At 65.0% G+C, this 14,955-nt stretch carries 15 protein-coding genes; 4 read left to right on the forward strand and 11 right to left on the reverse strand.

Going from position 1 to position 14,955, the window contains the following annotated elements:
- Positions 1 to 7: 7 nt before the first annotated feature.
- The 4 genes from ACVW16_RS09275 to ACVW16_RS09290 form a co-directional block, all read right to left on the reverse strand.
- On the reverse strand, positions 8 to 712 hold the full coding sequence (locus tag ACVW16_RS09275) for an ABC transporter ATP-binding protein (RefSeq protein WP_456738209.1): 705 nt from the start codon (positions 710 to 712) through the stop codon (positions 8 to 10).
- Positions 712 to 1,482: an ABC transporter ATP-binding protein gene (locus ACVW16_RS09280; protein ID WP_456735963.1), complete on the reverse strand. Its 771-nt coding sequence runs from the start codon at positions 1,480 to 1,482 to the stop codon at positions 712 to 714. Before ACVW16_RS09280 ends, ACVW16_RS09275 begins: the two co-directional genes overlap by 1 nt.
- A gap of 91 nt (positions 1,483 to 1,573) precedes the next feature.
- On the reverse strand, positions 1,574 to 2,278 hold the full coding sequence (locus ACVW16_RS09285) for an NUDIX hydrolase (protein ID WP_456735964.1): 705 nt from the start codon (positions 2,276 to 2,278) through the stop codon (positions 1,574 to 1,576).
- 28 nt (positions 2,279 to 2,306) lie between these two features.
- Positions 2,307 to 3,332 carry an ABC transporter substrate-binding protein gene (locus ACVW16_RS09290; RefSeq protein ID WP_456698948.1) on the reverse strand — a complete coding sequence of 342 codons (1,026 nt, stop codon included), beginning with the start codon at positions 3,330 to 3,332 and terminating at the stop codon, positions 2,307 to 2,309.
- Positions 3,333 to 3,469: 137 nt separating this feature from the next.
- Between ACVW16_RS09290 and ACVW16_RS09295 the strand changes: the two genes are divergently transcribed.
- Positions 3,470 to 3,919, forward strand: a complete 450-nt coding sequence (locus ACVW16_RS09295; protein WP_456698949.1) for a cupin domain-containing protein — start codon at positions 3,470 to 3,472, stop codon at positions 3,917 to 3,919.
- A gap of 44 nt (positions 3,920 to 3,963) precedes the next feature.
- On the opposite strand, the gene ACVW16_RS09300 is transcribed toward ACVW16_RS09295, so the two are convergent.
- Positions 3,964 to 4,749 carry an ABC transporter permease gene (locus tag ACVW16_RS09300; RefSeq protein WP_456698950.1) on the reverse strand — a complete coding sequence of 262 codons (786 nt, stop codon included), beginning with the start codon at positions 4,747 to 4,749 and terminating at the stop codon, positions 3,964 to 3,966.
- Positions 4,749 to 5,567: an ABC transporter ATP-binding protein gene (locus ACVW16_RS09305; RefSeq protein WP_456735965.1), complete on the reverse strand. Its 819-nt coding sequence runs from the start codon at positions 5,565 to 5,567 to the stop codon at positions 4,749 to 4,751. Before ACVW16_RS09305 ends, ACVW16_RS09300 begins: the two co-directional genes overlap by 1 nt.
- Before the next feature lie 131 nt (positions 5,568 to 5,698).
- Here ACVW16_RS09305 and ACVW16_RS09310 point away from each other — a divergent pair, with 131 nt between their 5' ends.
- Together ACVW16_RS09310 and ACVW16_RS09315 are read left to right on the forward strand one after the other, a co-directional pair.
- Positions 5,699 to 6,481, forward strand: coding sequence for an ATP-binding cassette domain-containing protein (locus ACVW16_RS09310; RefSeq protein ID WP_456735966.1), 783 nt, complete (start codon positions 5,699 to 5,701; stop codon positions 6,479 to 6,481).
- Positions 6,478 to 8,037 (forward strand): ABC transporter permease/substrate-binding protein, encoded by a 1,560-nt coding sequence (locus ACVW16_RS09315; RefSeq protein ID WP_456738784.1) that lies wholly within the window; start codon positions 6,478 to 6,480, stop codon positions 8,035 to 8,037. Before ACVW16_RS09310 ends, ACVW16_RS09315 begins: the two co-directional genes overlap by 4 nt.
- Before the next feature lie 86 nt (positions 8,038 to 8,123).
- Here ACVW16_RS09315 and ACVW16_RS09320 read toward each other — a convergent pair whose 3' ends face one another.
- From ACVW16_RS09320 to ACVW16_RS09340, 5 genes are all read right to left on the reverse strand, one after another.
- Positions 8,124 to 9,086, reverse strand: coding sequence for an ABC transporter permease (locus ACVW16_RS09320; RefSeq protein ID WP_456698954.1), 963 nt, complete (start codon positions 9,084 to 9,086; stop codon positions 8,124 to 8,126).
- Positions 9,076 to 10,062 carry an ABC transporter ATP-binding protein gene (locus tag ACVW16_RS09325; RefSeq protein ID WP_456738785.1) on the reverse strand — a complete coding sequence of 329 codons (987 nt, stop codon included), beginning with the start codon at positions 10,060 to 10,062 and terminating at the stop codon, positions 9,076 to 9,078. Before ACVW16_RS09325 ends, ACVW16_RS09320 begins: the two co-directional genes overlap by 11 nt.
- Positions 10,059 to 11,225, reverse strand: coding sequence for a COG1470 family protein (locus ACVW16_RS09330; RefSeq protein ID WP_456735969.1), 1,167 nt, complete (start codon positions 11,223 to 11,225; stop codon positions 10,059 to 10,061). Before ACVW16_RS09330 ends, ACVW16_RS09325 begins: the two co-directional genes overlap by 4 nt.
- A 255-nt stretch (positions 11,226 to 11,480) precedes the next feature.
- Complete coding sequence (locus ACVW16_RS09335; RefSeq protein WP_456738210.1) at positions 11,481 to 13,193, reverse strand: sulfatase-like hydrolase/transferase; 1,713 nt, start codon at positions 13,191 to 13,193, stop codon at positions 11,481 to 11,483.
- Between the two features lie 198 nt (positions 13,194 to 13,391).
- Positions 13,392 to 14,045: a TetR/AcrR family transcriptional regulator gene (locus ACVW16_RS09340; RefSeq protein WP_456802344.1), complete on the reverse strand. Its 654-nt coding sequence runs from the start codon at positions 14,043 to 14,045 to the stop codon at positions 13,392 to 13,394.
- A gap of 105 nt (positions 14,046 to 14,150) precedes the next feature.
- Here ACVW16_RS09340 and ACVW16_RS09345 point away from each other — a divergent pair, with 105 nt between their 5' ends.
- Positions 14,151 to 14,771 (forward strand): hypothetical protein, encoded by a 621-nt coding sequence (locus tag ACVW16_RS09345; RefSeq protein WP_456735970.1) that lies wholly within the window; start codon positions 14,151 to 14,153, stop codon positions 14,769 to 14,771.
- The last annotated feature ends 184 nt before the right edge of the window (positions 14,772 to 14,955 follow it).

Here is a 14,955-nt window from a genome sequence, read left to right on the forward strand (position 1 = left end):
AACTCCCTCATACCCCGAGATACGCTTCCTTGACCGTGCTGCTCGCCAGCATCTCGGCCGAGGTGCCAGAGCCGCGGATCGTGCCGGCCTCGATCAGATAGGCCCGGTCGACCACGCGCAGCACCTGCTGCACGTTCTGCTCGACGATCAGCACCGTCAGCCCGCTGGCCCGGATTCGCTTCACGAGCTCGAACACCTGCTGCACCACGACCGGTGCCAGCCCCGCCGAGGGCTCGTCGAGCAGCAGGAGCCTTGGGTTCGACATCAGCGCACGGCCGATCGCGCACATCTGCTGCTCGCCGCCAGACATGGTGCCGGCCATCTGCTGGCGGCGCTCCTTCAGGCGTGGAAACAGGTCGAACACGACCTCGAGCCGCTCGGCATAATGGGCGCGAGCCTGCTTCATGAAGGCGCCCATCTTCAGATTGTCATCGACCGAGAGCTGCGGAAACAGGCGCCGGTTCTCGGGCACATGCGCGATGCCGAGACTGACGATCTTGTGCGGCGGCGTCGCCAGAACATCGACATCCTCCATGGCGATCAATCCGCGCGAGGGCCGGATCAAGCCGGAGACAACGCGCATCAAGGTGGTCTTGCCGGCGCCGTTCGGGCCGATGACGCCCACGGCCTCGCCGGCCTTCACGTCGAGATCGACGTCGAACAACGCCTGGAAGCTGCCATAGCCGGCGCTGACGCCGCGAAGCTCCAGCATCATTGGCCTCCCGCGCGACGGCGCGCTTCGGCGGCTGCGGCCTGCGTCGTCTCGGCATCGGCGCCGAGATAGACCTCGATGACGCGCGGATCGCCCGCGACCGCGCTCGGCAGGCCTTCCGAGATCTTCTCGCCGTGGTCGAGCACCATGACGCGGTCGACGACCCGCATCAGCACGCCCATGATGTGCTCGACCCAGATGATGGTGATGCCGAGTTCGTCGCGGATGTTACGCAGCATGTCGGCCGCTTGCCCCATCTCGGCCTCGTCGAGACCGCCGAGGCTCTCGTCCGCAAGCAACAGTTTGGGGCCGGTCGCGAGCGCTTTCGCAAGTTCGAGCTTCTTCAATCCGGCTGCGCCCAGGCCGTCCACGCTGGCATGACGATCGGTCGGCAATCCCACCAGCGCGAGCGCGCGCTCGGCCCCTTCCTCGGCCTTGACGCGGCTATGCCGGCCCTGGCCGTAAAATCCGGCGAGCGCGACGTTCTCGAACATGGAGAGGCGGCGAAACGGCCGCGGAATCTGGAAGGTGCGGCCGATGCCGCGGTTGATGATCCGGTGCGGTGCCAGCCCCGCGATCTCCGAGCTGTCGAACCGGATCGATCCCGAGCTTGGCGCCAGCGTGCCCGAAAGCATGTTGAAGATCGTGCTCTTGCCCGAGCCGTTGGGGCCGATCAGGCCCAGGATCTCACCCCGATCGACCTTGAACGACACGTTGTTGACGGCGATGAAGCCGCCAAACCGCTTCACCAGCCCGCTGACCTCCAGCACCGCCGCGCTCCGCTAGCTCGCTCCCTGCAGTTTTTTGTTTTGCTTTTCGCCCATCACATGGGCTGGACCGCGCGATGTCAAGCCTCGCGCTTCAGCGCGGGGCGAACTGCTGCGCGATGAAAGCCGTGACAAATCGGGGCATGGTCGGCATCAGGTCATCCATCCCGCGCACGAGATGGATGGCCGAGAGCTCCGGCTCGTCCTGCCGGGCCAGATTGGCCTCGATCCGCGCGCGAACCGCCTCAGCCGGCATATCCAGGTTGAGGATCCGTATCATTGCAAGTGCTCTGCCGGTGACGACGCAGTGCCAGTCCGGCTCCGCCGAATAATCGGCGGGGCCGAGGCCGGTCTCCTCCTCGATCTCGCGGACGACGCTGCCGGGAATGTCGAGCCTGCCGTCCCTGACGTCGTCGAGATCGGGCGTCCCCGACGCGAAGTAAATGCGCCCGGGATTGGCGGTATGGCGAGCCATCTCGCCCATCACGAAGGCGCCGTCGGACGTGCGCAGCGCCCCCATGCCGAACCCGTTGAAGACAGCCGTATCGGGGAAGCCCCAATCGCGCCAGGCAAGGAAGCTCGCGAAGTCAGTCTCGAAATAGGTCGCGGCGAGATGACCGTCGGCGAAGACGGGATCGCGGCCGAGCAGGACTCGGCCATTCCAGAGTTTCGGCCGCTCGCGCTGCTGCTCGGCGAAATGCGCTTCGATCTCGGCGCGCCGCTGCTCGGCAAACGGCCAGACGACAGGACGTACGGCAAGATCAAGCGTCGTGACACGATGAATGGTCGATGAGGTCATGACGCTGCTTACCGCGAGATCGCGTCAGCTATTTGGCACTGCCCGTGGTCTTCTTGGCCTGGTCGACGAACTTGTTGGTAAAGGTCTTGCTCACGTCGATCTTGGCATTGGCCACCTCGGGCGAACCAACGCTGAACACCGCGAGCACGGCGTCGGCGCCCTTCGGATCCATCTTGCCGGTCTCGGAGAACATCGGGATCGTGTTCTTCAGCGCCGCGAGATAGAGGTCCTTGTTCTTGCCGACCATCTCCTCCGGCATCTTGGCCATGATCTCTTCGGCCGAATGTGCGTGGATCCAGGCAATCGTGGCCAGCATCGCATTGGTCAGCGCCTGCGTTTCCTTGTCATGCCCCGCAATCCACGCCGCGGTCGAGTACAGCGCACCGCCGGGATATTCGCCGCCGAACGTCTCGAGCGTGTCCTTTTGCGTACGGGTATCGCTGAGAATGCGCAGATCCTTGTGGCTGCCCTGGAGCACCGTGACGGAGGGATCGAGCATCACCGCAGCATCGATCTGCCCCTGCTCCATCGCAGCCACCGCGGTGGCGCCGAGGCCAACGCCGATCACGGCAGTGCCCGCGGGATCAAGCCCGTTCTTCTTCAGGAGATATTTCAGGAAGAAGTCGGTGGAGGAGCCGGGTGCGCTGACGCCGACTTTCTTGCCGGCGAGGTCCTTGACCGACTTGATGTCGCCCGTGTGCGAGGGCGCGACCACCAGCACGAGCCCGGGATAGCGGTCATAGACCACGAAGGCCTGCAACTCCTGCTTCTTCGCGGCGAGGTTCACGCAATGGTCGAAATAGCCGGAAACCACATCGGCGCTGCCGCCGAGCACGGCCTTGAGCGCGTCCGAGCCGCCCTTGAGATCGACCAGATCGACATTGAGACCGGCCTTCTCGTATTCGCCGAGTTGCTTGGCCAGCACCGTCGGCAGATAGCAGAGGCAGGCGCCGCCACCGACCGCGATGGTCACCTTGCTTTGCGCTGCGGCAAAAGAGGTGGTGAGCGTCAGCGCGAGCAGCGCGCCGGCGAGCCTGGCAATCGTGTTCTTCATTGGTTTCCTCCGTTCGGCTGGCGGCACCATAGAGCAGCGGGACTGGCTTGAGAAGGACCGCTAAGTGCACTGGCCATCAGCCTTTTGGCGCAATAGCATGCGCCCGCAACAACAATCTCTGACGGGGAGAATAGTCCATGAATCGCTTGACTGCCGGGCTGTCGATCACTGCCGCCTTCGTCGCCGGATGCGGCGCAACGCATTTGCTGCGGCCGGCGCTCGCCGCGGAAAGCATCACCGCGCAGATCATCCATACCGGCGAGATGGAAGGCGATGCGCTCGGTCCCGCCAACCAGGTCGGCTATCGCTCCAAGACCTTCATGACCGCCGACGGCGCCACCGTCTCGATCCAGGTCGGCAACGTGCCGAAGCACCTGCATCCCAACACCAACGAGATCCAGTACATCCTCGACGGCACCGGGACGATCTGGCTCGGCGACAAGGAAGTGACGGTGAAGCCGGGCGACCTCGTCATCATTCCGAAGGGCACTGCGCATGGCGGCACCAAGCCGATCAGCGGCCAGGTCAAGGCGATAGCGATCAAGACGCCGCCCCAGGCGCCCGACGACGTCAAGCTGCTGGATTGAGGGGTCGCGACGTGGCTCGCGCCAATGCGGGCCTTTTTCTGCGGCTAGCCCCGCCCATCCACGGTCGGCCGCCACACCAGCAGCCTCCGCTCCACCAACGTCACTCCAATATCGATCAGGATGACGAAAGCCGACAGCACGAACATGCCGGCGAATACGCCGGCAACGTCGAACACGCCCTCGGCCTGCTGGATGAGATAGCCGAGGCCTGCGGCTGATCCCAGATACTCGCCGACGACGGCGCCGACCACGGCGAAGCCCACCGAGGTATGCAGCGAGGAGAACATCCATGACAGCGCCGACGGCCAATAGACATGCCGCATCAGCTGCCCCTCGCTCATGCCGAGCATGCGGCCATTGTCGAGCACCGTGCGGCTGACCTCCTTGACGCCCTGATAGACGTTGAAGAATACGATGAAGAACACCAGCGTCACGCCGAGCGCGACCTTAGACCAGATGCCGAGCCCGAGCCACAGCGCAAAGATCGGTGCCAGCACGACGCGCGGAAGCGCGTTGGCCATCTTCACGTAGGGATCGAACACGGCGGCAACGAGCGGCTGTCGCGCAAACCAGAAGCCGATCAGCACGCCGCCAACCGAGCCGATCACGAAGGCGAGGATGGATTCCCACAGCGTGATTGCCAGATGCTTCCAGATCACTCCGGTCGCGAACCACTTCGCGATCTGGCTGAACACATCGACCGGATTGGAGAAGAAGAACGGCGGCAGCAGGACCTTTCCAAACACCGGGACGCTCGAAAAGAACTGCCACAGCGCGATGCAGACGACCGCGACCAGGACTTGCAGTGCAAGCAGCGTGACGCGCGACATCAGATCGCCTCCGTCGCTTGGGCAGATTGCGCGTAGCCCTTCATTACCTCGTCCTTGAGCACGCTCCAGATCTCGCGATGCAGCGCATGGAATTCCTTGTCCATCCGCACCTCGAAGATGTCGCGCGGGCGCGGCAGCATGACGCGCCAGTCGCCGATGATGCGCGAGGACGGGCCGGCCGACATGATCACGACCCGATCGGCGAGCGCGATAGCCTCTTCGAGATCATGGGTCACGAACAGCACCGCCTTGCGGTCGGCATTCCAGAGGTCGAGCAGCAGATTGCCCATCACCTGGCGCGTCTGCGCATCGAGCGGCCCGAACGGCTCGTCCATCAGCAGGATCTTGGGGTCGCGGATCAGGACCTGTGCCAGGGCCACGCGCTTGCGCTGACCGCCGGAGAGCATATGCGGATAGCGGCCCGCAAAGGCGCCCAGGCCCACGGACGTCAGCCATTTCTGTGCCTGGGGCAGCGCCTCTGCGCGCGGCATTCCCCTGATCTCGAGCCCGATCGCGACATTGTCGAGCGCGGTCTTCCAGGGGAACAGCGCGTCGGCCTGGAACAGATAGCCGGCGTCCCGGTTCAGCCCTGCGAGCGGCCGGTCGAAGATCGTGGCACTGCCCGCAGCCGGCTTGAGCAGGCCGGCTGCGACGTTGAGCAGCGTGGATTTTCCGCAGCCGGTCGGACCGACGATGGCGACGAACTCGCCCTGCGCGACCGTCAGATGGGCCTTCTCCACCGCGGTGTAGACCCGCCCGTCCCCCAGCCGGAACGCGACCTTGGCATCTTCCAGCGCCACCGCCATGGGCGTTGTCATGTGTTTCCTCCAAACTTGGCTCGATGCCTTAGCCGCTCGCGCGGCCAAGTTCAATCAAGGCGCCAAGCGTGCTACGCATGGGTCTCGACCACCACCCTCCCCGGAGGGCAAGCGAGCTGAGTGCACGTCGGATGCCGTCCAGACCGATGATTGGCTACACGCGCGTCACCAAGAGCTTCGGGCCCCTCAGGGCCGTCGACGCTTTGTCGCTCGACATCGCCGAGGGCGAGTTTCTGGCCATCGTCGGGCGGTCGGGCTCGGGCAAGACGACGCTGCTGCGTCTCGCCAACCGGCTGATCGAGGCCGATGGCGGCTCCATCACCGTCGAGGGCGAGGACGTCCGGAACATCGATCCGGTCGCGCTGCGGCGCCGGATCGGCTACGTCTTTCAGAGCGGCGGGCTGTTTCCGCATTTGAGCGTCGCGGACAATATCGGGATCACCCCAAAGCTGCTCGGCGCGCCCGCAGCCGAGATCGCGGCCCGGGTCGACGAACTGATCGAGCTCGTGCAACTCGAGCGCGCCGCCCATCGTGACCGGCTTCCGGAAGCGCTTTCCGGCGGGCAGCGCCAGCGCGTCGGCGTGGCGCGGGCGCTGGCAGCCAGGCCGCGCATCGTGCTGATGGACGAACCGTTCGGCGCGCTCGATCCCCTGACGCGCGATGCACTTGGCGAGGATTTTCGTGAACTGCATCGCAGGCTCGGCCTGACCACAGTGATGATCACGCACGACATGACGGAAGCGATCCTGCTCGCGGATCGCATTGCGGTGATGCGCGGCGGCAAGCTGCTGGCGCAGGGCACGCCCGCTGAACTGTCCGACAGCAGCGATGCCTATGTGCTGGAGCTGCTGCGCACGCCGCGGCGCCAGGTGGAACGGCTGAATGCACTGCTGCCGCAAGGCGGTGCGGCATGAGCCTTTTCACCGATCCGCGCTGGGGCGAGGCGCTGTCGCATTTGCCCGACTATCTCGGCAATCATGTGCGGGTGAGTCTCGCCGCACTTGCGCTCGGCCTGATCGTCAGCCTGCCGCTCGCAATCGTCACACGCAACCGCCCGGCGCCGCGCTCCATTCTGCTCGCGCTCGCCAGCATCGTGCAGACCGTGCCGGGACTGGCGCTGCTCGCGCTGTTCTATCCGCTGCTGCTGGCGGCCGCCTCGGTGACGCTTGCCTGGCTTGGTGTCTCGTTCTCCGCGTTCGGCTTCCTGCCGGCGATGCTGGCTCTGGCGCTCTATTCGATGCTGCCGGTGCTGCGCAACGGCATCACCGGGCTCAACGGCATCGACCCCGCGCTGATCGAGGCCGCCAAGGGTGTCGGCATGACGGCGCGGCAGTCGCTCGTGATGGTCGAGCTGCCGCTGGCGCTGCCGGTCATGATGGCCGGAATCCGCACCGCTGCCGTGTGGGTGATCGGCACCGCGACGTTGTCGACGCCGATCGGACAGACCAGCCTCGGCAATTACATTTTTGCAGGGCTTCAGACTCAGAACTGGGTATTCGTGCTGTTCGGCTGTTTGGCCTCGGCTCTGCTCGCGCTCGCCGTCGATCAGCTGCTCGGCCTGATCGAGAGTGGTCTGCGCCAGCGGCGTCGTCTGCGCACGACATTTGGCGCTGCAGGGATCGCAGCGCTGGTTGCGGCGACGCTGGTGCCGACGATGGGACGTTCATCGTCCGGCTATGTCGTCGGCGCAAAAACCTTTGCCGAGCAATATGTGCTCTCGGCCCTGCTCAGGGACCGCCTCCAGGCGGCGGGTCTTTCCGCCACCGCGCGATCGGGGCTCGGCTCCAGCGTGATCTTCGGGGCACTGAAGGCCGGCGATATCGATCTCTATGTCGACTATTCCGGCACGCTCTGGGCCAACCAGCTGCACCGCACCGACATCAAGCCGCGCGCGGAGCTGGTCGCAGATCTGAAGACGGCGCTCGCGAAAGACAACATCACGCTGCTCGGCGAGCTCGGTTTCGAGAATGCCTACGCGTTGGTGATGCCGAAAAAGCGCGCCGACGCGCTCGGCATCCATACCATTGCCGACCTCGCCGCGCACACCTCGACCATGTCGATCGCCGGCGACTACGAGTTCTTCTCGCGGCCCGAATGGGCGGCGCTACAGAAGGCCTACGGTCTTCAGTTCAGCGCACAGCGCCAGATGCAGCCGGACTTCATGTATGCGGCGGCCGCCAGCGGCGAGGTCGACGTGATCGCCGGCTACACCAGCGACGGCCTGATCGCGAAATACGATCTGGTGGCGCTCGATGATCCCAAGCAGGCGATCCCGCCCTATGACGCCATCCTGCTGCTGGCACCGAAGCGCGCCGGGGACGAGCGGCTCAAGGCGGCGCTGAGCCCGCTGCTCGGCAAGATCGACATCACCACCATGCGCGAGGCCAATTTGCGCGCCAGCGGCAACGACGCGAACTCGTCCCCCGATGCGGTGGCGAAGTGGCTGTGGGAGAAGGTCGGCCGACCGTAGATCGGATTGAGGGGGTGGCCGCAGGGGACTCCAGCCACCCCCTCCTGCCCATCTCTGGAGGATGAGACGGGCAAAGCATGATCAATTCACGCCCTCACCTCCTGCCGCTGGAACAGCACATAGCTGAACGCGAACAAAATGATGGTGCCGGCTATGAGGCCTACGGTCTGCGGCCATGCAATCATGATGCTCTCGCCGAAGGGCAGCGGCGCGCCCATCACGGCCCCACGGAGCTGATCGAGGAATACCGGCCCCAGCGTGCGGGTCGTCGGCGACAGCACAGCCAGCATCGCTTCCCCGAACAGGTCGTTCGGCGACAGCCGGAGCAGCTCCTGCATCCAGACCGCGGTGGCCGGATCGTTCAGGCCGAGCAGCGCGTAGCGCGGATCGACCGGCGCGATCGCTTGCGCCAGGGCTGGGGCCAACATCGGCCAGAGCACCGTCAGGAACAGCCAGATGCCCAGCGCGACCAGCGCCGCAGTGGCAGCCGACCGGAACACGGTGGACAGCAGCATCGCCAGCGACAACCATACGCCGGCGTAGAAGATCGCCACGATCAGGAACACCGCAGACCGCGCGATCTCCTCGCCTCCCGGCGGCACGCCGAGGAAGATCAGTCCGAGCCCGATCACCAGCAGCCACAAGGCGGCCAGACTGATCCCGATCGTGGCGAGTGCGGCCAGGAATTTACCCGTCAGCAGCGCGTCGCGATAGATCGGCTGGGCCAAAATACGCGACATCGTTCGCCTGTTGTGCTCGCTATTGACGGCGTCAAAACCGAGCCCGATCGCCATCAATGGAATGAGAAAGCCGAGGATCGCGACAAAGGACGGCAAGGGCGCCTGGTCGATCGTGAACAATCGCAGCAGGAGGAACGGATCTTCGGCCGTGTTCTGCCGGAGGCTGCTGATCGCTTCGTAGAGCGCGGCGAGCGCCGTGGAGAGGATCAGCAGTTCCAGCACCAGCATTCGGCTGCTGGCGACGTGATCGGAGAGCTCCTTGATGAAGACCGTCGACAATCCCCGGAACGGTGATCCTTCACGCCGCATGACGAACGTCTCCCGCGGACTGGTCCTGGAAATAGCGTGCGTAGATCGTTTCGAGGCTCGGTTCGTCGACCGACAGTCGTCGCAACGCCCCGTCGCCCGCAACCACGGCGCGGGCCGCATCCGGACGCACGTCACGCTCGGCCGTCATGCGGTAACGGTCGGCAGCAAGGGTCTCTACCTGGGTCACGCCCGGGATCATCGCCAGCCGCCGGGCGATGCCCGGTCCCTCGGCCTCGACTTCCACGACGAAACCGGCTCCGAGCACCTTGACGGCGAGTTCCGGCACCGTCCCCATCAGCACGATGCGGCCGTTCCGGAATAGCGCAACGCGGTCACAGACGCGCTGGACCTGGTCGAGCATGTGAGATGACAGCAGCACGGTGACGCCCTCGGCTTTCAGCTCGCCGATCAATCCGAGGAATTCCTGCGTCGCTTGCGGATCAAGCCCGGACGTCGGCTCGTCGAGGATTGCGATCTCGGCGCGCTTCATGATGATCTCGGCCAGCCCCAGCCGCTGCCGCATGCCGCGCGAGTACGTTGCCACGCGTTTCTCGGCGACCTCGGCCAGACCAACGCGGGCAAGCGCGGCCTCAATCCGCGCTGCCCGCTCGGCGCGGGCAAGGCCCATGAGCTTTGCCGTGTAGGCCAGGTTTTCGATAGCGGTAAGCTGATCGTAGAAGCCGACGGCATCGGGCAGATAGCCGACCCGCTGCTTGACCTTCAGCGGCTCGCGCGCCGGATTGAAGCCGAGCACGCTGACCTCGCCCGACGATATCTCGGTGAGGCCCAGCATCATCAGGATGGTGGTGGTCTTGCCGGCGCCGTTCGGGCCGAGCAGGCCGAACACCTCACCGCGGGCGATGCCGAAGTCGATGGAATCGACGGCGACCGATTTTCCATAACGCCTGGTGAGGCCACGTGCCCTGATGACGGGGTCGTGGGGCCGGCTGTCGGGTTCGGTTTGTAGCTCGCTCATCGCCGTCCGAACCTCGCAACTGCACCAAGCATCAACAACAGCGCGACGCCGATGACGCCGGCGCCGGCCACGCCCCACACCGTCGAGGTAGCTACGGTGATGCGGAACTGGCTCGAGGCGCTTTCGCCACGCGTGGTGGCGCGGACGGTGGTCTGGTAGTCACCCGCCAGCGACTTGTCGCTGGGCGTAACGAGCGCCTGCACCTCACTGTCTTTTCCGGGCACGAGACGCTCGATCGTGGCCGGCTCGAACGTCACCTTCCATCCGTTCGGCGCAGTGCCCGCCAGCGCGATGTTCTCGGCCGGTGCCGTACCGGTGTTGGTCACGACGACCGGGATCGAGCTTTGCTTGCCCGCAACGGCGCGTGCGCTCAAGAGGCCGTCGCGGCCGGATATCTGCAGCTGCGGCTCGCCGACGACGTCGAGCGCGAGCTCGGTCGAGGCGGAAGCATCCTCCGCCTTGACGGTGACCTTCACCGGAAAATGGCCGGCATCCAGCGTGGTTGGCGGACGCACCTTCAGCTTGACGTCCTTGGACTGGCCGGCGTCGATCGGGATCGAGGACAGCTCCTGCGTGCCATAGGCTTCCGTGAACGAGGTCTCGAAATTGGCCGGCGCTTCGGCGGCGAAGCTGGCGACGAGATTTCGGCCCGAGTCGTTCTTGATCGAGAGCGTGTAGTCGAAATTGGATTTGGGGCTGCCACGCAGCGACGGCAGGTTCGCCTTCACGGTGAGCTTCGCCGGCAGTTCCTTGGCGAGCGACACGGCGATGGGAAGCTCTGCGCTGCTGCCCTGTCCCTCGGCCTTCACCGTGAGCGTATGCGTGCTAAGATCGCTGCCGGCAGGAACATCGAGCCTGAGCTGGAGCGCGACGCTGCCGTCCGGCGCCGGCATCGCTGCGCCGACGGGCTGGCCACCGCCAAGCAGCGTTGCAGTCCAGCCGCTTGGCACGTTCGCGACCGAAAGCTGGTAGCGCTGCGGCGACAGATCGTAGTTTTGCAGACGCAGGGAGATGTTGCTGGTGGTGCCGGGACGCACGGTGACCGCCGGATAGTCGGTCATGAGATAGAGGCCCTTGATGTCATGCGCCGGTTCGGCCGCATGGGCGACCGGGCTGAACAGCATGAGGGCAAATGCAAGACGCGCGACGTCAAGCGCTCGCATGGACGATACTCCTGCAAGGAAAGGGTGACCCAGAGATTGCAACACGCCGACTGAAAAGATCGTGGCGGCGGCGTTTCGGATGATGGGCGCAATCGTGACAAAGTTTGGGACGCGAGGCATCGCACCAATTACAAGTCGGTGATCTCAAGCCTTTTCAGCTCAGACTTTAGTTTTAAAACACGATCCCGCGTCAGAAGATTAATACATCGTAATGCGATATGTTGTCGTCGCTCCTGGACGACGCGAAGGCGGATGCTAGAGCCCGTGGATCATCCCGGCATCGATCAGCAGCCGGTTCAGCCGGCGCGCCTCGGCCCCGTCCTTGCAGCCGTAGAAGATGCCTTTGCAGCGGAGCATGATCCGTTTCTGCTCGGCGAAGGACGGGTCGAGCGGGATGCCAGCGGCTTCCTGGATGACCAGCGGCAGATAAGGACCGTCGATCGTCTCCATCACGGTGTCGCTTTTCACCGGCTCGAAATTGACGGCGTCGATCGCGTAATAGGTCGCGTAGAGGCGTGGATCGTAAGCGTCGAGCATCTTGCCGATCGCGCCTTCGTCGAGCCCGGGCTCGAGGATGCCGGGCGCGAACTCGGGCTGGTGATCGCCATAGCGAACGATCAGGAAGGGCTCGCCGGGAAACGTTTTCTTCAGGCCCGCGAGGAAGGCCTTGTATTGCTCGGCGCTCATGGCCTGACGGCGCAGATATTCGTCGATGGACGGCTCGTTGCCCGGTGCCCGCCAACCCGGCAGCAGATCGGGGCGGAAGCGCGTCTCCCATGGAAAATGATTGGCGCCAAGATAGACGAAGGCGAACAGCGGCTTGTTCGGCGTCCGCTCGCCCATCAGCCGCAGCGCCTTGTCGTAGAAGAAGCTGTCGGGCTCGACATCCTTGGCACCGAGATCCTTTGCGTCGAAGACACGCTCGACGCCGGTTGTCATCTGAAAGCTGCGCGCGCCCATGAAGCCACCATAGGCAGGATAGAGCGACATGGTCTCGTAGCCGCAGCGGCGTAGGCTGAGCGGCAGGCCGCGCTCGACGCGGCCGGACGCAATGCGGGTGACGAAATAGGCGAAGCGGCCGAACGAACGCGAGGAGAGGCCGGCGAGCACGTTGTATTCGGTGAACCAGCTCGGGCCGCCATTGCTCTCGGCCAGGAAGGTGCGCGCCTTGCCGTCCCAGGATTTGAAATGGCTGCCGTAACCCGGCGGCGCCTTGATGCCATCAGCGGCGCGGATGTCGAAACTCGATTCATCATGGATCATGATGATGTTGGGCCGGCGACCGGCCGGATGGCAGGCGTCGACCAGAGGAATGTTGAGCCGCTCGTCGGTCGACGCAGCCGACTCCATAAAGCCGTACTGAACGAAATCGGAAACCGCGGTGACGCCCGAGCGGAAGAACTTCGAGAGATAGCCGTCGTCGTAATAGCCGCGCCAGGCTTCATCGGGATGATAGACGGAATAGAATACCAGTCCGGCGAGGCAGGCGAGCATGGATGCGAGCGCCGGCAGGCGGCGTATACGGAACGGATCGAGCCACCACAGCGCATACATCAGCGGCAGCGTGACGAAGCCGGCACCGATCACCGACCAACGCAGGTTCGGGAAAATCGTGAACAGGAACGCAACCGTGTCGCGGTCGATCATCATCAGATCGATGAAGTTCACCGTCATCTGGACGACGTCGTGCTTGAGCCGCGACAGCAGCACCAGCACCACGACCATGGTCAGGGACAGCGCGCCCGACGGCGCCGGCCGGCGCAACAGCGTGATCCAGGAGAAGTTGAGGATGCCCCAGGCAAGCAGGAAGGAGAGACGCGAGCCGAAATCGGTCTCGGTCTCGTACATCAGCGCGAGCGCAGCGAAATGCGGCGCAGCCACCGCAAGCAGCCGCCAGAGGCCGAGCGCGGCAACGCTCGCCAGGACGGCAGTGGTGGCGGAAGGACCTGGATTGGGCGCGGACGCCATCGACGGCACGCTGAACTTTAAGTCCGGCGCGGTGATGCAGAGCCGCCTGGCCGGTCTCAATGCGGCCCGGACGTCCGGCGCAGCCGGCTGCACCGTGTCATAAAACTGTAATGGAACGGGCACGGGCAGGCAACGCGATCCAGCATCCGACCTTCGCTTAGTGTTAGCGGGCGGCGAAGAGCCGCGCCCGGCTGCCCTCTAGGACTTCGCGATCCCGGCAATGAACAGGTCGATCACCCCTTCCGCCATCCGCTCGATCTCGCCCTCCCCCACGCCCCAGCGCGGAAAATGGCCGTCGAGATTCATGCGGGCGAACCCATAGATCAGGGCGCGACCGGCGATCAGGATGCGCTTGAGGTCGGTCGATCGCAGCAGGCCCTGCGCGGCCGCCTCAGCCAGCATCCGCTCGGTCAGCACGACGAGCTCGGCATTGTCCCGGGTCAGCTCGGCCGAGCTGCCATGGGCAAAATATCGGCCGGTGGAGATGATCTCGAAATGCGCCGGGTTGCGCATGGCCCATCGCACATAGGCGAGGCCAAAGGCGCGGAAACGCGCCAGCGGGCCGGCGGGGCGAGCATCAGCCAGCGTGGCCTCGATCTCGGCGCGAAAGCGCCGCTGCGCCTCCTCGGCCACCGCAGCCATCAAGGCATCGCGATTGGGAAAGTGCCGGAACGGTGCACCGGGCGACACCGCGGCCCGACGCGCGGCCTCGCGCACCGACACCTCGGCGCCTTCGGCCGCCAGTTGCAACGCAGCATCGATCAGCACACGGCGGAGGTCGCCGTGATGATAGGGCCGGGCTTCGGACGCCCGGTGGCGGGCGCGGGGTTTTGGGGTCTGACGGGCGGGCATAACGCCTTCTAGCATCACCCGAACGTGAGTGTAAGCAGCGATTACATCATTGACGGTGGCTCGTCCGGGAATGTAATCATCGATTACATGCTGAAGGAGACGACCATGTCCCGACGTCAAAGCTGGTTCGAAGGCTGGCGGGTGCTCACCGCGCTCGCGCTGACCTTGATCGCCTTGAGCGTCTGGATTGCCTCGATGCGTCGGTTCGAGGTCGACGGCGTTCGCATGGTGATCCGCTTCACGGCCCGGAGCTCGCTGCTGCTCTTTTGCCTCGCCTTCAGTGCCTCGGCGCTGGCGAGGCTCTGGCCCAACGCCTGGACGCGCTGGCAGCGCCGCAACCGCCGCTATCTCGGCTTGAGCTTTGCGGCCTCCCACGCCATTCATGCCGTCGCCATCGTCGTATTCGCGAAGATGGATCCGGCGGGTTTTGTGGCGGCGACCTCACCGGCTTCCTACGTCTTTGGCGGAATCGGCTATGCCGCGATCCTCGCGATGAGCATGACTTCGTTCGACCGCACCGCCGCGATGATCGAACCGCGCACCTGGCGCACGCTGCACCTCGTGGGCGGCTACTATCTCTGGTTCCAGTTCATGGTGTCGTTCGGCAAGCGCGTGCCGGCGATGCCCGCTTACGCGGCGTTCCTCATTCCGCTCCTCGCGATGATGACGTTGCGGATGATCGCAATGGCCGCCCATCCACGCGGACGGACGGCCGAAGCGGGTTGAACGTCGATCAGCCCTGCGGCAACAGGCCGAGCCGCTTGGCGAAAATGCGGTCGACCGTTCGGCCACGGGTCCGCGCGGAGCGGCGGCCCGAAGAATGTAGGGGGAGGCCGCGCCAAGGCACGCGTTTCTCAAGCCGCGCGCAACGATAGGCGCTGCAAGAAGGCGCATCCGGTGTCCGTTCTTA

The organism is Bradyrhizobium sp. USDA 4474 (genome assembly GCF_054057515.1).